This is a genomic window from Microbacterium sp. AC145 (assembly GCF_979258505.1).
The window spans coordinates 2,297,570-2,318,083 of the sequence record NZ_OZ409859.1; the positions used below are offsets into that span (position 1 = coordinate 2,297,570).

The 20,514-nt window shown below is 65.7% G+C and carries 24 protein-coding genes and 3 tRNA genes; 10 read left to right on the forward strand and 17 right to left on the reverse strand.

The features are described from left to right. Positions 1 to 17: 17 nt before the first annotated feature. From ACZZZN_RS11140 to ACZZZN_RS11150, 3 genes are read right to left on the reverse strand one after another with little or no spacing between them, the layout of a single operon-like run. Complete coding sequence (locus tag ACZZZN_RS11140; RefSeq protein ID WP_463505213.1) at positions 18 to 362, reverse strand: hypothetical protein; 345 nt, start codon at positions 360 to 362, stop codon at positions 18 to 20. Further along, entirely contained in the window at positions 359 to 982 is a 624-nt protein-coding gene (locus ACZZZN_RS11145) for an Asp23/Gls24 family envelope stress response protein (RefSeq protein ID WP_463505214.1), read from the reverse strand. The genes ACZZZN_RS11140 and ACZZZN_RS11145 overlap by 4 nt, the downstream gene beginning before the upstream one ends. Further along, positions 979 to 1,545 carry an RNA polymerase sigma factor gene (locus tag ACZZZN_RS11150; protein ID WP_463505215.1) on the reverse strand — a complete coding sequence of 189 codons (567 nt, stop codon included), beginning with the start codon at positions 1,543 to 1,545 and terminating at the stop codon, positions 979 to 981. Before ACZZZN_RS11150 ends, ACZZZN_RS11145 begins: the two co-directional genes overlap by 4 nt. Positions 1,546 to 2,095: 550 nt before the next feature. Here ACZZZN_RS11150 and ACZZZN_RS11155 point away from each other — a divergent pair. Together ACZZZN_RS11155 and ACZZZN_RS11160 are read left to right on the forward strand one after the other, a co-directional pair. Then, complete coding sequence (locus ACZZZN_RS11155) at positions 2,096 to 2,707, forward strand: TetR/AcrR family transcriptional regulator (protein WP_463505216.1); 612 nt, start codon at positions 2,096 to 2,098, stop codon at positions 2,705 to 2,707. After that, positions 2,708 to 4,387, forward strand: coding sequence for an MDR family MFS transporter (locus ACZZZN_RS11160; RefSeq protein WP_463505217.1), 1,680 nt, complete (start codon positions 2,708 to 2,710; stop codon positions 4,385 to 4,387). A 68-nt stretch (positions 4,388 to 4,455) separates the two neighbouring features. Here the strand turns inward: ACZZZN_RS11160 and ACZZZN_RS11165 are convergent, their stop codons facing one another. Beyond that, entirely contained in the window at positions 4,456 to 4,638 is a 183-nt protein-coding gene (locus ACZZZN_RS11165) for a hypothetical protein (protein ID WP_463505218.1), read from the reverse strand. Between the two features lie 164 nt (positions 4,639 to 4,802). Here ACZZZN_RS11165 and ACZZZN_RS11170 point away from each other — a divergent pair, with 164 nt between their 5' ends. Beyond that, positions 4,803 to 5,270 (forward strand): hypothetical protein, encoded by a 468-nt coding sequence (locus tag ACZZZN_RS11170; RefSeq protein ID WP_463505219.1) that lies wholly within the window; start codon positions 4,803 to 4,805, stop codon positions 5,268 to 5,270. 71 nt (positions 5,271 to 5,341) lie between these two features. On the opposite strand, the gene ACZZZN_RS11175 is transcribed toward ACZZZN_RS11170, so the two are convergent. The 8 genes from ACZZZN_RS11175 to ACZZZN_RS11210 form a co-directional block, all read right to left on the reverse strand. Beyond that, positions 5,342 to 5,415, reverse strand: a tRNA-Met gene (locus ACZZZN_RS11175). Between the two features lie 34 nt (positions 5,416 to 5,449). Further along, positions 5,450 to 5,521 (reverse strand) — tRNA-Thr (locus ACZZZN_RS11180). Between the two features lie 68 nt (positions 5,522 to 5,589). After that, positions 5,590 to 6,810: a M23 family metallopeptidase gene (locus ACZZZN_RS11185; RefSeq protein ID WP_463505220.1), complete on the reverse strand. Its 1,221-nt coding sequence runs from the start codon at positions 6,808 to 6,810 to the stop codon at positions 5,590 to 5,592. A 121-nt stretch (positions 6,811 to 6,931) separates the two neighbouring features. Beyond that, positions 6,932 to 7,726: an inositol monophosphatase family protein gene (locus ACZZZN_RS11190; RefSeq protein WP_463505221.1), complete on the reverse strand. Its 795-nt coding sequence runs from the start codon at positions 7,724 to 7,726 to the stop codon at positions 6,932 to 6,934. After that, positions 7,723 to 8,745 (reverse strand): hypothetical protein, encoded by a 1,023-nt coding sequence (locus ACZZZN_RS11195; RefSeq protein ID WP_463505222.1) that lies wholly within the window; start codon positions 8,743 to 8,745, stop codon positions 7,723 to 7,725. Before ACZZZN_RS11195 ends, ACZZZN_RS11190 begins: the two co-directional genes overlap by 4 nt. A 131-nt stretch (positions 8,746 to 8,876) precedes the next feature. After that, on the reverse strand, positions 8,877 to 9,674 hold the full coding sequence (locus tag ACZZZN_RS11200) for an enoyl-CoA hydratase/isomerase family protein (protein ID WP_463505223.1): 798 nt from the start codon (positions 9,672 to 9,674) through the stop codon (positions 8,877 to 8,879). 36 nt (positions 9,675 to 9,710) lie between these two features. Then, positions 9,711 to 10,211, reverse strand: coding sequence for an FBP domain-containing protein (locus ACZZZN_RS11205; protein ID WP_463505224.1), 501 nt, complete (start codon positions 10,209 to 10,211; stop codon positions 9,711 to 9,713). Between the two features lie 80 nt (positions 10,212 to 10,291). Continuing rightward, positions 10,292 to 10,999 carry a FadR/GntR family transcriptional regulator gene (locus tag ACZZZN_RS11210; protein ID WP_463505225.1) on the reverse strand — a complete coding sequence of 236 codons (708 nt, stop codon included), beginning with the start codon at positions 10,997 to 10,999 and terminating at the stop codon, positions 10,292 to 10,294. A 136-nt stretch (positions 11,000 to 11,135) separates the two neighbouring features. Here ACZZZN_RS11210 and ACZZZN_RS11215 point away from each other — a divergent pair, with 136 nt between their 5' ends. Genes ACZZZN_RS11215 through ACZZZN_RS11225 form a run of 3 tightly spaced genes read left to right on the forward strand, consistent with a single transcriptional unit; the run spans position 11,136 to position 13,546 of the window. Beyond that, positions 11,136 to 12,548, forward strand: coding sequence for a GntP family permease (locus ACZZZN_RS11215; RefSeq protein WP_463505226.1), 1,413 nt, complete (start codon positions 11,136 to 11,138; stop codon positions 12,546 to 12,548). A 10-nt stretch (positions 12,549 to 12,558) separates the two neighbouring features. Next, positions 12,559 to 13,074, forward strand: a complete 516-nt coding sequence (locus ACZZZN_RS11220; RefSeq protein WP_463505227.1) for a gluconokinase — start codon at positions 12,559 to 12,561, stop codon at positions 13,072 to 13,074. A gap of 31 nt (positions 13,075 to 13,105) precedes the next feature. Then, positions 13,106 to 13,546: a hypothetical protein gene (locus ACZZZN_RS11225; protein ID WP_463505228.1), complete on the forward strand. Its 441-nt coding sequence runs from the start codon at positions 13,106 to 13,108 to the stop codon at positions 13,544 to 13,546. A gap of 9 nt (positions 13,547 to 13,555) precedes the next feature. On the opposite strand, the gene ACZZZN_RS11230 is transcribed toward ACZZZN_RS11225, so the two are convergent. The 3 genes from ACZZZN_RS11230 to ACZZZN_RS11240 all read right to left on the reverse strand — a co-directional run bounded on the left by ACZZZN_RS11230 (position 13,556) and on the right by ACZZZN_RS11240 (position 15,235). Further along, positions 13,556 to 13,939 (reverse strand): hypothetical protein, encoded by a 384-nt coding sequence (locus ACZZZN_RS11230; RefSeq protein WP_463505229.1) that lies wholly within the window; start codon positions 13,937 to 13,939, stop codon positions 13,556 to 13,558. Positions 13,940 to 14,090: 151 nt separating this feature from the next. Next, a complete protein-coding gene (locus tag ACZZZN_RS11235) occupies positions 14,091 to 14,954 on the reverse strand; it encodes an FHA domain-containing protein (protein WP_463505230.1) in 864 nt (287 codons plus the stop codon). A gap of 14 nt (positions 14,955 to 14,968) precedes the next feature. Continuing rightward, the gene (locus tag ACZZZN_RS11240) at positions 14,969 to 15,235 is read right to left on the reverse strand and encodes a hypothetical protein (protein WP_463505231.1); all 267 of its coding nucleotides are present in this window, start codon (positions 15,233 to 15,235) and stop codon (positions 14,969 to 14,971) included. Positions 15,236 to 16,017: 782 nt separating this feature from the next. On the opposite strand from ACZZZN_RS11240, the gene ACZZZN_RS11245 reads away from it, so the two are divergent. From ACZZZN_RS11245 to ACZZZN_RS11260, 4 genes are read left to right on the forward strand one after another with little or no spacing between them, the layout of a single operon-like run. After that, a complete protein-coding gene (locus tag ACZZZN_RS11245) occupies positions 16,018 to 16,497 on the forward strand; it encodes a hypothetical protein (protein ID WP_463505232.1) in 480 nt (159 codons plus the stop codon). A gap of 43 nt (positions 16,498 to 16,540) precedes the next feature. After that, positions 16,541 to 17,614, forward strand: a complete 1,074-nt coding sequence (locus ACZZZN_RS11250; protein WP_463505233.1) for a peptidoglycan-binding domain-containing protein — start codon at positions 16,541 to 16,543, stop codon at positions 17,612 to 17,614. After that, positions 17,605 to 18,231, forward strand: coding sequence for an ABC transporter ATP-binding protein (locus tag ACZZZN_RS11255; protein ID WP_463505234.1), 627 nt, complete (start codon positions 17,605 to 17,607; stop codon positions 18,229 to 18,231). Before ACZZZN_RS11250 ends, ACZZZN_RS11255 begins: the two co-directional genes overlap by 10 nt. Further along, complete coding sequence (locus tag ACZZZN_RS11260) at positions 18,228 to 19,256, forward strand: hypothetical protein (protein ID WP_463505235.1); 1,029 nt, start codon at positions 18,228 to 18,230, stop codon at positions 19,254 to 19,256. Before ACZZZN_RS11255 ends, ACZZZN_RS11260 begins: the two co-directional genes overlap by 4 nt. A gap of 89 nt (positions 19,257 to 19,345) precedes the next feature. Here ACZZZN_RS11260 and ACZZZN_RS11265 read toward each other — a convergent pair. Both ACZZZN_RS11265 and ACZZZN_RS11270 read right to left on the reverse strand, forming a co-directional pair. Next, a tRNA-Tyr gene (locus ACZZZN_RS11265) sits at positions 19,346 to 19,430 on the reverse strand. An 86-nt stretch (positions 19,431 to 19,516) separates the two neighbouring features. Next, the gene (locus ACZZZN_RS11270; protein WP_463505236.1) at positions 19,517 to 20,449 is read right to left on the reverse strand and encodes a PfkB family carbohydrate kinase; all 933 of its coding nucleotides are present in this window, start codon (positions 20,447 to 20,449) and stop codon (positions 19,517 to 19,519) included. Between the last annotated feature and the right edge of the window lie 65 nt (positions 20,450 to 20,514).

Below are 20,514 nucleotides of genomic sequence, written 5' to 3' on the forward strand. Positions count from 1 at the left end.
CCCGGCGCCCCTTGCGGTCATGACGTCTCGCGCGGATGCACGTAGGCGATCGTGAGCCCGACCCGCGTCGCCTCGAGATCCATCTCGACGAGCGCTGCCGAGACAGAGTCTCGTGCGAGGCGGAGCGTCTCGATCGCCGACGAGCTGTAGTCGATGCCGAGCGCCCCGTCGACTGTCGCCGCGCGCTCTGCGACCGTGACCGAGACGACGGGATCGGCGAGCGACGCGATTCCCACCGCTGCCGCGCTCGCACCGACGAGGTTGGCGATCAGAGAGCCCGGACGATAGACGCTGCGCACCCCCGGCGTCGCAAGGATCGCGTCTTCGACCCGTCGGGCGATCTCGCTGCGGTTCGTGTTCATCGTGTGCCCTTCGCCCAGGTGCCGACCTGCTGGATGTCGGTCACGGTGATGTCGATCCCGACCACGTTCAGGTCGGTGTGTCGCCTCAGCCGGTCGGCGATCTCGGCTCTCAGACGCGAGACCGCCTGCGGGATGGCTGCCCCGTAGAAAGCGCTGGCCTCGATCTCGAGGCGTATCGGGACGCCGACTTCGGTGACATCGCCTCGCAGATGGGTGCCTCCGACGAGCAAGCCGTCGACGGCGTTCTCCGCCGACCGCACGAGGCCTCTCACGGCGCCCTCGGTGATCGCGAAGTCGTCTCCGAGCACGTCAGGGGCGAACGGGATGCGCCGTCCCGCCCGAGCGTCCAGGGCGATGCCGTCGAGGATTCGATCGACCCAGCTCTCATCCACCTCCGGCATCGCAGCCGTGTCCGCGTCGATGAGCTGTCCGCCCAGGCCGCGCAGTCGTTGCAGAGCGTCGAGAGCGAGTTGGCACCCCGCCGACCCCTCGATCGACGGGTCTTCGGGCTGTCGTCCCGCCTCGAGGTAGTCCGTCAGCTCGTCGAGCGTGTGCCCGTCGAGGTCGTCGGGTTCGAGCCCGAGCCTTCGAAGCTCACCGGATCCCTGTCCGTCGGTCATCGCCAGGCCTCCATTCGGACGATCATGTACTTTCGTGCACGGGCGAGAAGTCCCCGCGCCGTGGACACCGAGATGTCGAGTTCCTGAGCGATCTCATCGTAGGAGTACCCGCCCATCTCGCGAAGCACCCAGCACTCCCGCTGGGCAGCGGGGAGTTCCTGCAGAGCGAGACCGAGCGCCTCCAGCCCTGCACGGGCCTCGATGACCCGATCGGGCGATGCGTGCAGCGGCGCCGACTGCTCGAGGTCGTCGACGTCGACGGTGGGGCGCAACGCGCGGATCCTGTCCACGGCTTTCCTGCTCACGATGCGCATCAGCCAGCTCTTCACCTTCGCCGGATCGTCGAGATCGGAGAATCGCTGCCAGGCCGTCACGAACGTCTCCTGCACGATGTCGTCGACCTCGGACGACGCATTCAGCATCCTCTGCGTATACGCACGCATCATCGGCGTGTACCTGCGGACGAGGATCGCGAAGGCCGCGACATCGCCGTCCATCGCTCGTCCCGCGACGATGCGATCATCGGCCTGCTCGAGAGCGCTGCGGTAGCGTTCCGCACTCATGCGTCCTCCCCTTCGTTGACATCCGTCGAGTCAGATTCGGAGCGGAGACGAATACGGATCGGTCCGGCAGCTTCATCGCATCCCATTTCTGCAGAGAAGTGCTCTCGAGGGAATGGGGTTGCGCTGGGAGGCGCCGTCCCCACGACGCCTCCCAGCTCCGGCCCTCAGGCCGGCCTTCGGTGCTCTGGGAAAGGCAGCACCGTCGTCGATCGCCGACGCCGCGGGCACGAGGGCCGGGGGCAGAAGGCGACTCCGGTGAGGGCCGGAACGACGGCGGCCATCGCGCAGATCACCGAGGTCTCGTACGGAAACCGCAGCCTCGAAGCGCGATCCCCTCAGCGGCGACGCCGATCCCTGTCGAAGGCGTGCTGTCACACGGCATCCTGCACCTGTCATCATCGTGACTCCTTCGGGATCAGGCTGGCGTCGATCGCACGTCGCCATGAACGCAGCGACACCCCTAAGACGGATGCGGACGGCACTTCGTCACAGATCGATGAGCATCCCTTTCACAGTGCACTCTTAGGTTCAGAGTGCAATATTGCACTCTATGAGCGAGAGTGCAGATTCATTGCGGGAGCAACGCAAGCGCGAGACGTCACGCGCGCTGACCGAGACTGCCCGACGCCTGACCGCCGAGCAGGGTTTCAACGGGTTCACGGTCGAAGAACTGTGTGCAGAAGTCGGCGTATCTCGGCGGACGTTCTTCAACTACTTCGAGAGCAAGGAGAACGCGGTCTTCGGCTTCGCCGCGATCGACCCCCGTCAGGAGGCTCTCGAAGAGGTTTTCGTGGCCGACTCCGGCAACCTGCTCGACGACTTCATCGCTCTGACGACCGCGCGGTTCGACCTCTTCAATCCACTCGACGACGCCCCCGCGCTCTTCGCCGTGATCGAGCAGGAGCCCCGACTCATCAAGGCCGCATTCGAGCAGATCGCCAAGAACGAGCGACGCGACATGGAGCTCATCCTGCGACGGACGGGCGAAGGCGATGACGCCGAGCTGCGCGCCGAGGTCCTCGTCCATTCGGTCGGCGCACTGGTACGCCTGAGCATGGACCAGCTGCTGCAGCACCACTCGACAGATTCCTTCAGCGATCTCGTCAGCCGTCGGCTCGAGGTCGCTCGCACCGTGTACGCACCATCACAGAAAGCCGACTGAATGTCCGCCACAGCCACCAAGGATGCGCCCTTCCTGCTCACGAAGCGCCGCATCTGGATCATCTTCAGCGCCCTCATCGCGGGCATGCTGCTCTCGAGCCTCGATCAGACGATCGTCTCGACCGCCATGCCGACCATCGTCGGCCAGCTCGGCGGCGTCGATCACCAGGTCTGGATCACCACCGCCTACCTGCTGGCGACGACGATCGTCATGCCCATCTACGGCAAGTTCGGTGATGTCCTCGGCCGCCGCAATCTCTTCCTCGTGGCGATCGCCCTGTTCACTCTGGCGTCGGTGGGCTGCGCGTTCGCGACCGACTTCTGGATGTTCGTCACGTTCCGGGCCCTGCAGGGTCTCGGCGGCGGCGGTCTGATGATCCTGTCGCAGGCGATCATCGCCGACATCGTGCCCGCGAACGAGCGCGGCAAGTACATGGGTCCCCTCGGCGCCGTGTTCGGCCTCTCGGCCGTGGCGGGCCCGCTGCTCGGCGGCTTCTTCGTGGATCACATGACCTGGCAGTGGGCGTTCTACATCAACATCCCGGTCGGCATCGCGGCATTCATCATCGCTCTCGTCGCCCTCAAGTTGCCGAGCAAGAAGGCCGAGAAGCCGATCGACATCTTCGGCGTGATCTTCCTCTCGATCGCGACCACCTGCCTCATCTTCTTCACCGACTTCGGCGGCGATAAGGAGTTCGGCTGGGATTCGCTCGCGACATGGGCCTGGGGTGCCGGCCTCGTCGTGGCCGCCACCGCCTTCGTGATCACCGAGGCCAAGGTGCAGGACCCGATCATCCCGCTGAGCCTGTTCCGCAATCCGATCTTCGTGAATGCGACCGCGATCGGACTCGTGCTCGGCATCGGGATGTTCGCCGCGATCGGCTTCGTCCCCACATTCCTGCAGATGTCGTCGGGCACGTCGGCCGCCGCATCCGGGCTCCTGATGATCCCGATGATGGTCGGTCTGATCGGAACCTCGATCTTCTCGGGTATCGCGATCTCGAAGACGGGAAAGTACAAGGTCTACCCGATCGTCGGCACGATCCTCACCGGCATCGCGATGGTGGCGATGACGACGCTCTCGGCCGAGACCCCGATCTGGCTGATCTGCGCGTTCCTGTTCGTCTTCGGCGCGGGACTCGGGCTGATCATGCAGGTCGTCGTCCTGGTCGTGCAGAACGCGGTCCCCGCCGGGGAGATCGGCACCGCCACCAGCACGAACAACTACTTCCGCGAAGTGGGAGCCTCACTCGGCACCGCCGTGTTCGGCACGATCTTCACTACCCGACTCACCGAGAACCTCCTCGGCGTGTTCGCGGATGCCGGAGCGTCGCCGGATGCCGCATCGCAGGCCGCATCGACGATCGACCCCGCCACGCTCAACGCGCTTCCCGACGAGGTGCGGGACGGCATCGTGACGGCATACGCGGATGCTCTCGCGCCGGTGTTCTGGTTCCTCGTGCCCTTCATCGCACTCGCGCTCGTGCTCTCGCTGTTCCTCAAGCAGATCCCGCTCTCGGATCAGGCCGGGCTCGTCGCCCGTGGTGAGGCCATCAGCGGAGAAGAGGCGGAGAGGCTCGAGGCCGAGATGCGCGGTGACGGTCGGCGGATCTCCGCCGTCGCGGACGATGAGAGCCGGGTCGCGGCCGGCCCGAACGAAGCGCCGCCGAGCGCTCGCTGACGCTGTGCCCACAGACGACGGGCCCGCCCCTCGCAGTGAGGAGCGGGCCCTTCGTCTGCGGTCCCGAGTCAGGGGAGGTCGCCGACCTCGAGCTCGTCAGGGCGATCAGCGTTGTCGCCGTCGGCCTTCTGGTCCTCCCCCGGAGTCGCGGGGTCGACTTCGGGGTCCGGGTCGTTCGTGAGGAAGTCGGCATCCACACCGGTCGCATCGATCCCGGAGCCTTCGTCCGGCGCTGCCTGGGGGTCTGACATGTTCGCTCCTGTCGTCGAGAGTGGACGACCAGTGTGACCCCGGCCAGACAGCATGCGGCATCCCCTTGACTCGCTCCGGAATCCGGTATCAGCGTCGACCGTGCCAGTATTCCGCCACGGCGCTCCGCGCTCAGTACATTGGGTCGCATGGAACGAGCGATGCGGTGACCCGCTTCGGACCGCTGCATTCCGTACCGCCCGCGCTCTTCGTCGGCGACCCGACGAGGTCGCACCTCAGCGTGGGGGCCGATGGGCTTCGTCATCTCTCCGGCAACACGACCACGGGTGTCTACAAGTGGGCCGAACTGGATGACGTCACTCTTGACCTCCCGCAGACCGGATTCCGTTACCCCGGGGCCGTCGCGGGGATCGCACTGTCTCTCATAGCGATCGCCACACATGACACCCCGGAGTTCACCTCGAGACACGGCGCCGCGTTGATGGTTCGAGATGGCGTGCAGACGACGGTGCGGATCGACATCCATCATCTCGGCTCATACTGGCGCGGAACGATTCGGGCGACGCAGCTGATGCTGAACCGACTGGTGACCGACCCTGCGAGTCGCGCTCTGCTGGCAAATCCCGATGCTCTGGTCAGAATGGCGGCTGCGTCTCAACGGTGGATTCGGTGACGCAGTGCGAACCATCCGCCCATCGCCCCGGATACGACAAAACCCCCGGGATTCCCGGGGGTTTCATTCTGTAGCAGGAGCGGGGCTTGAACCCGCGACCTCACGATTATGAGTCGTGCGCTCTGACCAGCTGAGCTACCCTGCCGCACTGTATCCGCATCGCAGATACGAACACCGTGAGCCCCGAGTCAGGATTGAACTGACGACCCCTTCCTTACCATGGAAGTGCTCTGCCACTGAGCTATCGGGGCGTGCTGCCCCTCGCGGGGCAACCACACGAGAATACCATCTCCATGGCGTCCTCATGAAATCGAGCCGGTCAGTACGAGGTACGACCCGCGTTCTCGCGCAGCCACGGCAGCGGATCGATCGTGCTGCCGTTGACGATGATCTCGAAGTGCAGGTGCGCACCGTACGAGCGGCCCGTGTTTCCGGTGTGCCCGACGATGTCGCCGACCTTCACCTTGTCGCCGGCCTTGACCTGCAGCGAGCCGTACTGCATGTGCGAGTAGTGGCTCGTGATGACCTGTCCGTCGATGACGTGATCGATGTAGACGGTCACCCCGTAGGCGTTGCCCTGCTCGGTGGCGATGCGCACGACACCATCGGCGATCGCCTGGATCGGGGCGCCCTCGCCCGGCACGAAGTCGATGCCCTCGTGCAGACGACCCCACCGCATGCCGTATCCCGAGCTCATGCCGACGCCGACCTTGAACGGCCACTGGATGGCCGCCTCGGTGTCATTGGTGAAGATCTCGTTCGAGTAGTTGATGCCCTCTTCCGATGCGACCTGGATGAGGGAGATCGTGGAGAAGCTGTCGGAACGAGCCAGCGACTCGTTCTGCACATCGGACGAGGTGACGAAAGCCTGGATCTCATCGTCGGACGACGCCTTCGATGCCGAGCCGGAAGAGGCGACCAGCGACGTCGACGCGAGGGTCTGACCGCCCTGAACGGCCGCCACCGCTTCGGCGGGCAGCGTCATGCCGACGGCGAGCAGACCGGCGAGGCTCATGACGCCGACGGTCGCGCCGATCGCGAGGAAACGGCGAGGCGTCCGACGGCCGACGGCGACGTGAGCGGTCGACGGCTCGACGGTCGGGGACTCGTCGGAAGCCTTCGGCTGGTCGGCGACGGGAGTGCTCCCCGTCGCGACCGAACGGAACACGCGGGCGGCGGCTTCGAAAGCGTCGCCCTCGGTGGACGCTTCGGAAGAAGTTCCTGCGCCTGCCTGCGGAGCCGTGGTCGCTGCCGGAGCGTCGATGATGATGTCAGCGGGGTCGACCGGCGCGGCCGGCACGACGGCATCCACCGACGAATCGGCGTTCGCTGCGGCCACTGCCGTGGCGGCCACGATGATCTCAGCAGTGCTGAGCCGCTGGCGGGCCGCACGACGCGAGCTGGGGGCTTCGGAGACAGTACTGGGGGCTTCGGAGTTGACTGCCGTTGTTCCTGCTGCGGAGGCCTCGGAGGCCGCGATGCGGGGACGGCTGGATCGGCGCGTGGGCGCAGAGGCAGCCTGGGGATTCTCGAAGGGCAAAACAGATTCTCTCGGTTAAACGTCAAGCTCGGGGGCGCTTGTGACTCTCAGCGATTCGGGCCGATGAAAGTAACGATCGGATAAACCCTAGCCTGCTCGACCTGGGAATGCCATGAATTCGTCACGTTTCATCTCCGAGAAGTTCGAGGAGGCGGGAATGGACCTGAGTTCCCCCGGCGATGAGCATGGGTCTCAGCGACGAGGTGTCGAGTCTCGTGACTCGTCCGCCCGCTTCGCTCACGAGCAGGGCTCCGGCGGCGAAATCCCAGGGCTTGAGGCCACGCTCGAAGTAGCCGTCGAGCCGCCCTGCTGCCACGTAGGCGAGGTCGAGCGCGGCGGAGCCGGCCCGACGCAGGTCGCGCGCGATCGGCATGACGGTTCGGACTGTGGCGAGGTCACCGTCGTGAGTTGCGGGGTCGTAGCCGAAGCCCGTCGCGAGCAGCGCCCCGGCGGGCGTCTCGGCAGAGACCTCCAGGCGCCGGTCGCCGATCCAGGCTCCCGATCCCCGCGCGGCGGTGAACAGCTCGCCGGACGCCGGGGCGTAGACGGCCGCGGCGAGCGCCTGCCACTGATCCGGGTGGGCGACGCCTTCGATCGCAGCGATGCTGACGGCATAGGCGGGAATCCCGTACGCGTAGTTCACGGTGCCGTCGATGGGGTCGACGACCCAGGTGACGCCGCTCGATCCCGATTCCGGAGCCGACTCCTCGCCAAGGAAGCCATCGCCGGGCCTCGAATCGCGGAGACGGGCGCGGATCAGGTCCTCGACCTCGCGGTCGGCCTCCGTCACGATGTCAGCGAGGCTCGACTTGGTGGCTGCCAGGTGCACGCCTTCTTCGCGCCTGGTCCGTGCCAGGTCGCCGGCCTCACGCGCCACTCCCGCGGCGAGCTCGGCCAGTCGTGTCGCGATGCTCACTGAGGCGGACGCGGCGGGGCCGGCGGGTAGTCGGTGTACGGCTGCGGTGCCGGAGGAACGGGAGGTGCCGCCGGAGCCGCGGAGACGGGCGGTGCGGCAGGGGCCGGAGGCGCAGGGTTTGCGGCCGGGGCCGGAGGCACAGGCGGGAACGGCGGTTGCACTGCGTTCTGGTCAGGAGGCTCCGGCGCGACCGGAAACGGGATCGTGGCGGATGCGGGCAGCGCAGCGGGGTTGTACGACTGCGGGGCGGACGGGCGGCCCGTGTAATAGGCGTTCCAGTCGGGCGAGCCGTCTGGCAGCACCGGCAGCGGGGTGACCGCATCGGCGTACGTGGGCCATGCCTGCAGAGCCGGGGCGCTCTGCACGGTGCGCGCCTGCTTCTTGGGGGCGAACAGTGCGTTGAGAAGCGGGATGAGCGTCGTCCCGACCGCAGCGAGGATGGTCAGCGCGACGACGATCCGCCAGTAGAGCTCTCCGTACTCGAACGTGTGCGGGAAGGTGAGGAAGAAGACGAGCATGCCGACGAGACCGCCGAGGAACACGACCGTCGCGATGTAGATGATGCGGGTGAAGGTGGTCACATGGCGCTGGGCCGCGGGGGTGAACAGCCGCACGTGGAGCAGCGCGAGCTGCAGGATTCCGACGACCAGCAGAAGTTGGAAGAACCGCTCTCCCGCAGTGAAGGAGTAGGTGTCCTCGGGCAGCCAGATCTTGACTGCTCCGACCAGCAGCGCGACGATCCAGCTCACCATGCTCGCGAGAGCGAGCCAGTCGGGGCGGTTCGGCGCGAGCCCGGCTTCGAGGATCGCGATCCCCGCGAAGGCGGCGAGCAGCAGGATCGTCAGGAACGCCCTGCCGATCAGCCCGTCCTGATCGCCGATGAGCACCCAGACCACGCAGACCAGCGCGGCGGCGATGAGCGCTCCGATGGCGATCCAGATCGCCCCACGGATCAGGAGGGACGTGTTCTTCTTCTCGACCAGTGCCGTGGGCTGCTGGGCGATCTCCGGCTGGGACATCGCGTTCCTCTCGTGAAGCGGCGTTGCGATTCATCCTTGCATGCGAGCACGCCGATGCGGACGTGTTCGCGACCACTGTGCACACGCCGACGCCGCGCGAGCTCGTTCGACAGCGGGCCGAGCTGTGCGGGTCAGCGCCCCGCGCGAGCCGCTGACGTCGCGAACGCGGCGATCCGCGCCTGCGCGTCGGGGGTCTCCAGCGATGCTCCGATGGAACGCGCTTCCTCGCTGAGCTGCTCGACGAAGGTCCTCTCCGGTTGCGATCTCACGAGACGTTTCGCCTGGCCGTAGGCGTCGGCCGCGCCGGCCAGCCAGAACCGGGCGATCTCTTCGGCGCGCGAACGCACGAGGCCCGCCTCGTCGGCGGCATCCGCCCCGGCGACGGCTTCGGCGACGAGCCCCCACTCGATGGCCTCGTCGGCGGTGAGCAGACGGTCCTGAAGCACCAGCTGCAGCGCGCGGCGCTGGCCCACCGCGCGCGCAAGCTGTGCAGAAACGGAGAGATCAGGGGTCAACCCGATGTTCGCGTACAGGCTGCCGAGGCGCGAACGAGCCCCCACGACGGCGTAATCACTACTGAGCAGGATGCCGAGACCACCACCGGCGGTCGTGCCGTGGGCTGCGGCGACCACCGGCACCGACGACTCGGTGAGCGAGCGGATGCCGGTGTTGATCACTTCGGCGAGCGCTGTGATCTCGGCGCCGGACCCCATGGTGGTCGCCATGTCGATGACGTCGCCGCCTGCGCAGAACGCGGGACCCGCGGCATCGATCAGAATCGCCTTGACGTCGGCCCGCGACGTCGCCTCGTGCGTCACGTCTCGCCACGTGTGTGCGAGTTCGGCGTTGAAGGCGTTGAGACGCGCCGGACGGTTGAGCGTGAGTCGCGCCATCCCGTCTTCGACACCGAACAGGATGACATCACTCATGGCTTCTCCTTCGAGCGCTGGGCGTAGTCCCTCAGGCTAGTCGGGATCAGGGGCCGCGCACACCCGGCCGACGAACGTCTCCATGCGCCTGCGGGTTCCGTCCAGGCGGAAGTCCACCTGCCCGGGGGTGCGGATCTCGTTGGGGGCGAGCGGATGCGCGAGCCGCACGTTCTCGTGGCACGACAGATCGGCGCACATGTATGTGCCGACGGAGTCGCCTCGTGCGCCAGCCTCGCCGACTCTGCGGGCGCCGAACAGCGCCACCTGGTTTCCCGGCTGCATGGTGTGGCAGATGTTGCACATGCCCGACCGCCCTCGCCCGGGATCGGAAGCACGCAGCACGACCCCCGAGATTCGGCCCTCGTGCTGCACCACCACGTACCCGCGACGCCCGGCTCCCGGGTCTCGCCACGCGAAGAAGTCGAGGTAGTCCCAGTCGGTCAGCACGAAGTCGTGCGGCATCTCCATGATCCGCAGTTCGTCGGCATCCGCGTTCACGAAGGACGCACGGACTTCCGCTTCGGTGAGAGCTCGCATCTCTCCAGTCTATGAACGGCTTGGCCCACGCGGCTCGCGCCAGCGCCAGCGGTTGCCCCGGACGCGCGGGCCGACTGCCGTCAGTGAGCAGCGCGCTGCATGGCTTCATCCGCCTCGGAGACGATGTTGCGCATCGCCGACGCGGCAGCTGCACCGTCGCCGCTGGCCACCGCGAAGGCGACGTCTCGATGCCACTGCACGGCACTCTGATTCGCGACGTGTGGCATGAGATCGTGAACGGTGCGCCCACGAAGCACCGCCTCGACCGTGCCACCCAGCGCGGCGAGCATCCCGTTGCCGGATGCATCGAGCAGAAGACGGTGGAATCTGACGTCGGCGATCAGGTAACGCTCGCGATCGGCCTCGTGGTCTTCCTGCGCCATCTCGACGACGAGAGAGACGAGCTCGACCTTCTGTTCCGACGAGGCGGCTCCGGCCGCGAGCTGCGCCGCGAGAGGCTCGATGACCGAGCGCAGCTGGCTGAGCTCACGAAGCTGTTCATCGCGGCCGGGCCCAGCCAGACGCCATGCGATCACCTCCGGCGCATAGACATTCCAGTCCGAGCGTGGGCGAACCTCGACACCGGACTTGCGCCGCACCCACACCAGCCCGAACGACTCCAGCACGCGCACGGCTTCGCGGGCGGCGGAGCGGGAGACGCCGCGCTCCAGCGCGAGCTCGACCGTCAGCATCCGCGAGCCCGGCCGATGCCGACCATCCACGATCGCGCGGCCGAGCTCGTCGACGAGAGACTCGTGCACGCTGCCTGCGAGCTTGGAAGCATTCATATCTCGAGTATGCCCGCAGGCGTAGGAACTCGTGGTACTTCACACAAGCTCGACGATGTTATGTTGCGCATGTCTTGGGTGTCGTGCTTATTATGTAGGACATAAGGCAGAACCACCGCCTGGATCAAGGAAGCTCATGGCACTCTTCACCCCCGCCGCGTCCTCGCTCGTGAACGCAGCAACCGACACCGTCGCCACCGTCGACCGCCCCGCCGGTCAGCTGATCGCTGCCGCCGTCATCGGCATCGCGGTGATCATCGTCCTCATCACCTGGGTCAAACTGCACCCGTTCCTCTCGCTCACGATCGGCGCGCTCGCGACCGGCGCGATCGCCGGCATGGACATCGGCGCCTCGGTCACGAGCTTCTCCGCCGGGTTCGGATCGACCATGGGAGGCGTCGGCATCCTGATCGCACTCGGCGCGATCTACGGCAAGCTCCTGGCAGACTCCGGCGGAGCCGACCGCATCGTCGACACCCTCGTGAGCCGGGCGAGCGCCCGCTCGCTGCCCTGGGTCATGGGACTCATCGGCGCCGTCATCGGTCTCCCGATGTTCTTCGAGGTCGGCCTCGTGCTCCTCGTGCCCGTCATCATCCTCGTGGCCCGCCGCGCCGGCCAGCCGCTCATGCGCATCGCGATCCCCACTCTCGCAGGACTCTCGGCGATGCACGGACTCGTCCCTCCGCACCCTGGACCGCTGGCTGCGATCGACGCCCTCGGGGCGAACCTCGGTCTCACGCTCGCCTTCGGCGTCATCGTGGCCATTCCCGCAGTGATCATCTCAGGGCCTCTGTTCGCCCGCTTCGCCGCACGCTGGGTCGACGTCCCCGTTCCCGAGCTCTTCGTGACGGAGGAGGACGAGGGCGAGGAGCAGAAGCGTCGCCCGTCGTTCATCGCAACCCTCATCAGCATCCTTCTTCCCGTCTTCCTGATGCTCGCCAAGGCGATCGCCGACATCACCGCCGCGGGATCGGACGCCCCGTGGAAGCTCGCTCTCGACTTCCTCGGCACCCCCGTCATCGCGCTGCTCATCGCCGTGCTCGCAGGCTTCTTCATCCTCGGTCGAGGTGCCGGCTTCGACCGCACGAAGATCAACGACATCGTGGGCTCGTCGCTCGGCCCGATCGCCGGGATCCTGCTGATCGTGGGCGCCGGCGGCGGATTCAAGCAGGTGCTCGTGGACACCGGGATCGGCGGGGTCATCGCCGAGTTCGTCGCAGGCTCGTCCGTCTCCGTACTCGTGCTCGCGTGGCTCGTCGCCGTCGTGATCCGCATCGCGACGGGATCGGCGACCGTGGCCACGATCACCGCAGCAGGAATCCTTCAGCCGCTCACCGAGACCCTCGACTCCCCCATGGTCGCGTTGCTGGTGCTCGCGATCGGATCGGGATCGGTCTTCCTCTCGCACGTCAACGACGCGGGCTTCTGGCTCATCAAGGAGTACTTCGGCCTGAGCATCCCGCAGACGCTGAAGTCATGGACCGTGCTCGAATGCCTCATCTCCGTCACCGGTCTCGCCGGTGTCCTCATCCTGAGCATCTTCGTGTGAGGCTGTGATGATGACCACCACCGCACCCGTCCTGGTCTTCATGGGCGTCGCCAGCACCGGCAAGTCCACGATCGCCGCGATGCTCGCCGGCCGCCTGGGATGGAGCTTCGAAGAGGGCGACGACCTGCATCCTGAGGCGAACGTCGCCAAGATGGCTGCGGGGCACGCCCTGAACGATGACGACCGCTGGCCCTGGCTCGACCGCATCGCGGAGTGGATCGACGAGCGCATCGCCGCCGGCGAGCCCGGGATCGTGACCTGCTCCGCTTTGAAGCGCAGCTACCGCGACGTGCTCCGCCGCGACGCCGTCACGTTCGTGCACTTCGCGGGCGAGCGCGAGCTCATCCTCGATCGGATGCTGCGCCGACAGGGGCATTTCATGCCGGCGACGCTGCTCGATTCGCAGTTCGCGACGCTCGAGCAGCTCGGCGAGGACGAGAAGCACATCGTCATCGACATCGCGCTCACACCTCAGGAGCAGGCCGCCGAGGTCGCCTCGAGGCTGCGGCTGCACTCCGACTTCTGAGACGATCACGTGGCTCATGACACTGACAGTCATGAGGATCTCCGTGAGCCATGCCGTTCCGACGCTGCTCATGACAGGGCTCTTGCTCGGTACCGGCCTCGTGGGCTGCGCCCCGTCGGGCACGCCTGCGCCCGAGGCGCCTCCTGCCGCGAGTGCGTGCGAGGAAGTCGCGGCGATGCTCACGACCGACGATGCGCGACCGCGCGCCGGCGACGAAATGGACGTGTCGATCGCCCCGGTCGATTGCCCCGTCGACGAGCAGTGGGCGGGAGAACTCATCGTCCGTACTGCGGACGGCGACACGACGACCGGCACCCGCTTCGAGATCGGCGAGACCACGGTCTCGGTCGATCTGCCACCGAGCCTCTCCGGAGCGGCGATGCTGATGCTCGTACCGGATCGCGATTGCGAGGGCGCCGGCATGACCGCCGACTGCCACCATCCCTTCGTGGAAGTAGAGATCCTGCCCTGACGCGCTCGGCTACTCCCGCAGAGCCCGTCGCGCTCGAAGGACACCGAGGCCGATCAACAGCAAGGCGGTCAGGATCGCTGCCACGATCGCGCTGTTCGCCGCGAAGAGCCACAGGTCGTACGTCGTGTCGATCGGATCATGCCAGGCCCGCTGGTACTCGAACTCGATCTTCGCGGGGTAGTCGGCGGGCTCGTACCGCGAGAGGTCCTGGGTGACCCAGCCGAACGGCCATCCGAAGGTCGAGTGGCGGAGCTCATCGTGCGAGTCGACCGTCACACTCCCGGCGATCAGGAAGAAGATCGCACCCACCGCGCCGAGCGGCAACAGGCAGGTGTAGTAGATCAGCGCACTGCGCATCCCTCGGCGGAGCGCACCCCACTCCTCATCATCCACGGCTCCCCCTCGACCTGATCCACATGCAGGATCCATCCTGCCCTCTTCCGTCTCCTCGTCGCGCCGAGACGGAGAGAGCCTCGGGCGACGGGCGCGCAAGGGCTCGCGAGCGCGGGTCAGTGAGGTGTCGGCAGCTTCAGAGGCGGATCCGTCAGCCGAGCTCGCCTGATCCGTAGGGGCGGATCGGCTGCTGCTTCTGGAACTCGTACTCCCCGCCCTGACGCCCGCCGAACGGACGGCCGTGGTCGGCGAACTCCTCGCGGTAGTAAGCGAGTCGCCAGGACCCGATCTCGATCCGCGAGCCGGTGCGAAGGATCCTCGCGTCGTCGGAGCTGTGCGGAAGATTCGGGCGTCCCCCACCGGTGGGGGCGAAGGAGTAGAGGACGTACTCGTCATCCGCGTTGTGCCGGATCTCGGCGTGCCGAGCCTCCAGTCCCTCGAGGCGCAGATCGGCGTCGGGCCCTGAACCGATCACGGTTCGCCCCGGGAGCAGGTCGAACTCTCGCGGCCTGCTCCGGTCCCAATCGCCCGAACCGACGGCGAAGATCAGCCGAGGGCGGCCCGAGCCGGGAATGTAGTGAGTCGTCGTCACCCGCCGACGAACGCCCCTGACGATGGTGGGGATGAGAGGGAACGGCGTCGGCGGAGGCGCCGGGAGACGGATGCCGCTGCCACGACCCGCATGCTGCATCTCGGACAGGAGTGTGGCCAGATGCCCGAGCCTGATGTGCGGAGACCCGGCGACCATCCGTCCGATGGGCCCGGATCTCACGTTCCCCAGCTCGACGAGAGTTCCCTTCGAGCCCTCCACACGGAGGCGGATGCCACGCCGTGCGAGGCCGTCGGCGAGGGGCACGAGAGATGCGAGGTCGTGGCGATTCATCCCTCGGGGGACCGCGCCGTCGTCCAGCGTGACGACCACCTCGTCGCCTGCAGCCTTGACCGAGAAGCCTGCTGCGGTGTCGCCATCCGGGCCGACCTGCTCGACGTGCAGATCGATGTCGAGGCGGATCATGGTCGAACGCTTCGCTAGACCGCGCGGGCGTCGTCCGACGCGCTGTCGCTCGTCGTCACCCGCAACGTGCCGTTGAACTTCCACGTCGCCCGAGGCGCATCCGGTCCGATGTCGCGGGGCACTTCGACGGTCATGTCGTCGAAGGTGTAGTTCACCGCCGCTCCGCGTCCGGTGAGATACGCCCACATCTCCCGCCCGAGATCCGTCCAGTCGGTGATCGACGCACCGTCGGGTCCGGACGGCGAGGAGAAGAGCTCAGCAGGTTCGTTCGAATCGCTCATGGGATGCTCCTTTGCTATGCCATGTCCTGTGAACATGAGTATGCGCTCGAATGGACTCGATGTCCATGGGTATCTGACCCCGGTGCAGGAACTCGTTGCGAGCTTCGAGACGCGGAAAGCCCCCCGATGATTCGGGGGCGTCACGGACGCTTTGATCGCCAAGACCGAGAATGACGCGCACCGACCTAAGGGATGCCAGCTCACATCTCGACCGACGTCCCTGGGCAGCACAGCTGGTACGTGTGGAGCGATCGTCGCGTCGCACCGAAACTAAAACGAATGCCAGAATGCCAGAATGTATAGCCCCATCCGGGAGCCAATAACTGTACCGCGCCCGGGTTGCATGTTACGTTCCTCGGAATCAGCGCGCGTCGCGTGCATTATTTGTCAACGGAGATGAATATGAGAGCAAGAAAAGCAATAGCAGGAGCGGTGCTCACATCGGCACTTGCTTTATCGTTAGTCGCTGCCGGAGCCACTTCAGCGTCGGCTCTCGGGTCCTACAGCGGCGTCTGCAACACTTCCACGAACCGCACTGTTTCCGGTTACAGTAACAGCGGAGGAGCCTCGACCGCAGAAACATCGGCTCCGAATAGTTCAGGCGGCAATTGCGGGGATTCCGGAGTTCGCGCATCGTACACCTTATATAGCGGCTCGCCCGTATACTGGACGGCTTGGAAATACGGCTCGAATGCCGCGACGACAAACCCCGGCAATATTGTCGGTGGCGCTCAGCATAAGGTCACTGCACCCTCATGGGGTGGCCTCGCGTCCTTCAGCACGTGAGCAAGCGCCTCACACTTGCTGCCGGGATCGGCCTGCTCGCGCTCACCGGGTGCGGGCAGGCCGTCGTCCCATCGTCACCTACCGAGCAGTTCTCGGAACAAGTGACCGAGACCCTGGCTGACGGGACAGTCACCTTCGACGAGTATGAAGCCTCCTACAGGTCGTATGTCGGATGCCTGAGCGATGCTGGCTACACCGTTGTCGAAGACCCATCTGACTCTAATGGAGTCTTCAACTACGCTGTGCCCGCTCAGGCAGTAAGTGATGGCGTGGAGGAAAAGTGCTACAACGAGTTATTCGGTCCAGTGGACGCTGCGTATCAAGTCGCAAACGAGGACACGTCAGCGACAGCTGAGATATTGCGAGCGTGCCTCACCGACGCCGGCATTACGCCCGGGGGGAGCGTGGACGAGATGCTCACGCAGTTGGAGGCCGAGGGGATGGACTTAATTGCATGCGCGAACCCAGGGAACTGACAGGAGAAGCCCTAGTCGGCTCCGTACAGGACTCACCTTTGGCATGCCGATTGCCTTCGCCTGGTTGCTCCCGATAGCCGGCCTCTTGTTCACCATGCAACTCGCTTCGACTGCAGAACATGGTTCGACGTCACTCGAAGTGCCCGATTTCGTTACCGCTGGGAGTCGCGAGCTTACCGGCCGCACCTCGGTCGAACTGCATATGGAGTTCGCTGAGCCGGAGAGGCTCACCTCACGTACTGCTGGACTCATCACGAGCGTCCACGTCGCGACGGGCGATTCGCTCCTTCAGGGAAAACCAGTCTTCGGAGTCGACGGAGCCGATGTCTACGCGTTTCGAGGCACTCAGCCTCTCTACCGCGATCTACGCGAAGGAGACAAGGGAGACCTCGTTGCTGCGCTCGGCGATTTTCTTGTGAGCCGCGGTGAGCTTAGTGCGACTGACAACGTCTACGGCCCCGTGTTTCGTGCAGCAGTAATCAGATTCCAGGAGAAGGCTGGCCTCGCCGAACGTGACGGCGTTTTCCGCCCGGCGTACGTCGTATACATTCCGGACTCCGCGCAGCATGTCGGTGCCGTCTCCCTGAGAGTCGGTGATCCTGTGGATGTTGGCGATGTCTTGGCGGAAGCATCTGCAACACCTTCCAGTGGCTACTTTGTCGCCCCCGATGCTCCCGAGGCTCTGAGCACTCTTGCAACCGCACCTATAGAGCTGGCAGCGGGGGACGCAACCTTCGATCTCGAGAATGGAATCGTTCTCTCTGCATCTGAAACGACTGCGATCTACGCATTCCTCCTGTCACAGATATCGGAAGGCACTCTCAGCTCGAATGCGATCACGTGGGATGACAGCTTCGCGAGCGTCGGTGAGATCTTCCTACAGTTCGGGGAACCTCAAGTTTTCGCCTCGGTTCCAAGCACTGCCCTGTACACCTCGCCGGGCGGCACCGTCTGCGTCTTCGTAGAACCGCCGGATGCCCCTCACGATGCACGTCCGGTTGGCGTCACATCAAGCACAGAGGTCGGAATTGCTCTGATCGACCCTGATTTCATCGGCCTCGTCATCTCGGGCAACCCGAGTTCGCTCCCTCGGCAGGAGCTGGAAGAGTGTTTATAGAAGTCGCGGGCGTTTCGAAGTCCTACGGTTCAGAAGCTGTACTCACCGACTTGTCCTTGACCATTCGTGGCGAACGTGTGACCGCGCTGGTCGGCCCGTCCGGCTCGGGCAAATCGACCTTTCTATCCATTCTCGGCGGCACCGCAATGCCCGACAGAGGTGACGTGACGGTCGTCATCGCCGGGGAGCGCTCTGCCCCTCATGAAGAACTCGCTGCGTGGGTCCCACAAGGTTCGAACGCGCTCGCGAATCGAACCGCCCTCGACAACGCCGCTATCGGTGCACTCGCAGGCGGGCACACGCTCGAATCAGCTCACACGCTAGCCCGAACGGCCCTCGATCTGGTGGGGCTGTCGCATATTGCTCCACGACTGGCTCGCCACCTCTCCGGCGGAGAGTTACAACGGGTCAGTTTTGCTCGAGCAATCTGTTCCGAGAGACCGCTGATACTGGCTGACGAGCCGACCGCGAACCTCGACGAGAACAACACCTTGCGAGTCGCGGAGATACTCGACGATCTCCGCCGTCGAGCTACGATCATCGTCGCAACCCACGACCCCATCCTCATGAGCGCGGTCGACGACGTCGTCGACATGCGCCACATGGTGACAGCATGAAGCCTTTGCGATGGCGCTCAGAGGCAGCGATTCGCGAGGGCGTGCTCAACGCGTTCTTCGCAGGGGGAAGGTCGGTTGCGATGCTCCTCTTCGCGGTGCTCATCGGGTCCGGAGCTGTCGCCTTCCATACCTATCAGTGGCAGCGCCTAATCAATAACATCGCTGAGGCGGAGGTGGCCGGACGAGACGTCGTCATTCTCTCTGGCCCTCCGGGCTCCCTCGTCGAGATAGATTCTGAGAGCTGCGAACAGTTGTCCCAGCTGTCCGGTGTGAAAGCGTCTGGAGTGCTGATCGCCGACAGACGCACGTGGATCGACCAGGCGGGCGCGGCGCTCCTCGTCTTCACTGCGAGTCCAACCCTCATTCATGAACTATCGGGTTCCGAGGCGGTAGTCGGTGCTTCGGTGAAGGCTGCGGACGCTGGACGGCTCACCGGACTCGCCGATGGGCCAAGGAACTACACGCGCGCTGAGGCTCGCCCCGCAGGCATCGACATCAACTCGGGCGTCGTCATCCCGAGGTCCGTACAACAGACGACTGCCCCCGCATGTGTCGTTCAACTGGAGCGGTTCGCCGACGCGCGCGGACTCTCAGTGGCGTTCACCTCCTCATTGAGCGCCGCAGGTACCCCCCTCGTGGTGCGACAGGTCGCGGAGTCCTACGACATCGTTGGCAACTACGTCGAGCGCCCCGAGCGTTTCACGCCGCTCGCGCTAGGTGCCATCGGTGCCCTCCTGGGCCTCACGGCGCTGCGCGCCCGAGGAAGCGAGCTCGCTGCTTACCGCCTGTCCGGCACATCGGTCCTCGATATGTATCGCATTGTGCTTGCGGAGCAGTCCGTCTATGCAGGAATCCAGTGGACGGCGGCGGCGGCCACTACGGGGACGCTTGCAACCTGGACCGGTTCGGACGTCGCAACTATTGCTTGGGCCGGCGCGGCTTCCCTGACCTGGATGGCTTTGTTCGCGATAGGTAGCCTTCCTTTGGTCGCGCGCGACCCTACGGCATCGGCAAAGGACCGCTGAGACTGCGGCGTATCGCCATAACTCGCCGCATGAACACGAAAAACCCCCGACCTGGCGTTGATAACACCTAGTCAGGGGCGGTTTCGAAGTGGTGGCGAGTGAGGGATTCGAACCCCCGAATGCAATGCAGTCTGATTTACAGTCAGATCCCTTTGGCCGCTTGGGTAACTCGCCAGAGCGCACCCGTCCAACTTCGACAGCCAACCGGGGGCACGAGAGTCAATCATACCTGCCGGAGCCGGGCACGAGAAATCGAGGCGTCAACTGCCGTAGACGCCGCGATCGGCCTCTGCCAGCGACTCCGGTGTGCGCAGAAGTCCGCCCTCGGCACGGCACGTCGCCGCAGCCACGTCCATCGCCCGTTCGAGCAGGGAGCGCCATGCGTCGAGCCCACTGGGGTCGTCGAGAACGAGGCCGGCAGCGACCGCGGCGAGCGTCGCGTCGCCGGCGCCGACGGTGTCAACGATCCGCCCGGGAAGTGCCGAGATCGGCGCCGTGACGACGCCTGCGTCCGACTCGAGGGTCGCTCCCTCTGACCCTGCCGTGGCGAGCACGGCACCACTGCCGGTCGCGCGAAGACGGGCCCGCAAAGCATCCAGGTCGCCGTCGTAGAGCAGCGACGCGTCGTCGGCGCCGACCTTCACGATGGCGGCGTCGGGCACGAGACGCTCGAACCCGCGCACGAACTCCTCGCGGTCCGTCAGCATCCCCGCTCGTGGGTTCGGATCGATGGCCAGGTGTGCGCCGCGGGTCGCGTCGATGAGCGCGTCTACCTCTCTCGGCACGTCGAACGGGAAGCAGCTGACCACCACGAGACCGGCCTCCGCGATCGCCGCCTTCGCATCGTCGGAGAAGTGGATGCTGCGCCGCTGCGCCGCCTCGTTGAACACGTACGTCGGTTCGCCGTCCGAGCCGCGCTGCACGATCGCACGGGAGGATCCGTGCGGCGCGGTGCTGCCGATAAGCCGCACATCGTGATCGGAGAGGTACTGCCGGATGTGTCTGCCCGGCTCGTCGTCACCGACCATCGCGACGAGTGTCGTGGGCAGGCTGAGCCGCCTCAGCCCCACCGCGACGTTGAGCGCGGCTCCACCCACGAGCTCCCTCACTCCGGCGCCATCGCGGATCTCATCGATCAGAGCGTCTCCGATGACGACGACGGACGGCTGCTTCGGCGCGCTTTCATCACTCATCCAGCCGACACTACTCGCCGTGCAGCTCGAACAACATCCGGCCCGCCTCTGCCGACATCCGGCAT

Bases quoted from the DNA above. Each gene is read 5' to 3' on its own strand.
- ACZZZN_RS11210 (WP_463505225.1), bottom strand. From the start codon at position 10,999: ATGAATGCTTCCAAGCTCGCAGGCAGCGTGCACGAGTCTCTCGTCGAC.
- ACZZZN_RS11145 (WP_463505214.1), bottom strand. From the start codon at position 982: ATGACCGACGGACAGGGATCCGGTGAGCTTCGAAGGCTCGGGCTCGAA.
- ACZZZN_RS11220 (WP_463505227.1), top strand. From the start codon at position 12,559: ATGACCACCACCGCACCCGTCCTGGTCTTCATGGGCGTCGCCAGCACC.
- ACZZZN_RS11235 (WP_463505230.1), bottom strand. From the start codon at position 14,954: ATGATCCGCCTCGACATCGATCTGCACGTCGAGCAGGTCGGCCCGGAT.
- ACZZZN_RS11225 (WP_463505228.1), top strand. From the start codon at position 13,106: ATGAGGATCTCCGTGAGCCATGCCGTTCCGACGCTGCTCATGACAGGG.
- ACZZZN_RS11165 (WP_463505218.1), bottom strand. From the start codon at position 4,638: ATGTCAGACCCCCAGGCAGCGCCGGACGAAGGCTCCGGGATCGATGCG.
- ACZZZN_RS11215 (WP_463505226.1), top strand. From the start codon at position 11,136: ATGGCACTCTTCACCCCCGCCGCGTCCTCGCTCGTGAACGCAGCAACC.
- ACZZZN_RS11205 (WP_463505224.1), bottom strand. From the start codon at position 10,211: ATGCGAGCTCTCACCGAAGCGGAAGTCCGTGCGTCCTTCGTGAACGCG.
- ACZZZN_RS11150 (WP_463505215.1), bottom strand. From the start codon at position 1,545: ATGAGTGCGGAACGCTACCGCAGCGCTCTCGAGCAGGCCGATGATCGC.
- ACZZZN_RS11155 (WP_463505216.1), top strand. From the start codon at position 2,096: ATGAGCGAGAGTGCAGATTCATTGCGGGAGCAACGCAAGCGCGAGACG.
- ACZZZN_RS11240 (WP_463505231.1), bottom strand. From the start codon at position 15,235: ATGAGCGATTCGAACGAACCTGCTGAGCTCTTCTCCTCGCCGTCCGGA.
- ACZZZN_RS11160 (WP_463505217.1), top strand. From the start codon at position 2,708: ATGTCCGCCACAGCCACCAAGGATGCGCCCTTCCTGCTCACGAAGCGC.
- ACZZZN_RS11270 (WP_463505236.1), bottom strand. From the start codon at position 20,449: ATGAGTGATGAAAGCGCGCCGAAGCAGCCGTCCGTCGTCGTCATCGGA.
- ACZZZN_RS11260 (WP_463505235.1), top strand. From the start codon at position 18,228: ATGAAGCCTTTGCGATGGCGCTCAGAGGCAGCGATTCGCGAGGGCGTG.
- ACZZZN_RS11195 (WP_463505222.1), bottom strand. From the start codon at position 8,745: ATGTCCCAGCCGGAGATCGCCCAGCAGCCCACGGCACTGGTCGAGAAG.
- ACZZZN_RS11200 (WP_463505223.1), bottom strand. From the start codon at position 9,674: ATGAGTGATGTCATCCTGTTCGGTGTCGAAGACGGGATGGCGCGACTC.
- ACZZZN_RS11250 (WP_463505233.1), top strand. From the start codon at position 16,541: ATGCCGATTGCCTTCGCCTGGTTGCTCCCGATAGCCGGCCTCTTGTTC.
- ACZZZN_RS11140 (WP_463505213.1), bottom strand. From the start codon at position 362: ATGAACACGAACCGCAGCGAGATCGCCCGACGGGTCGAAGACGCGATC.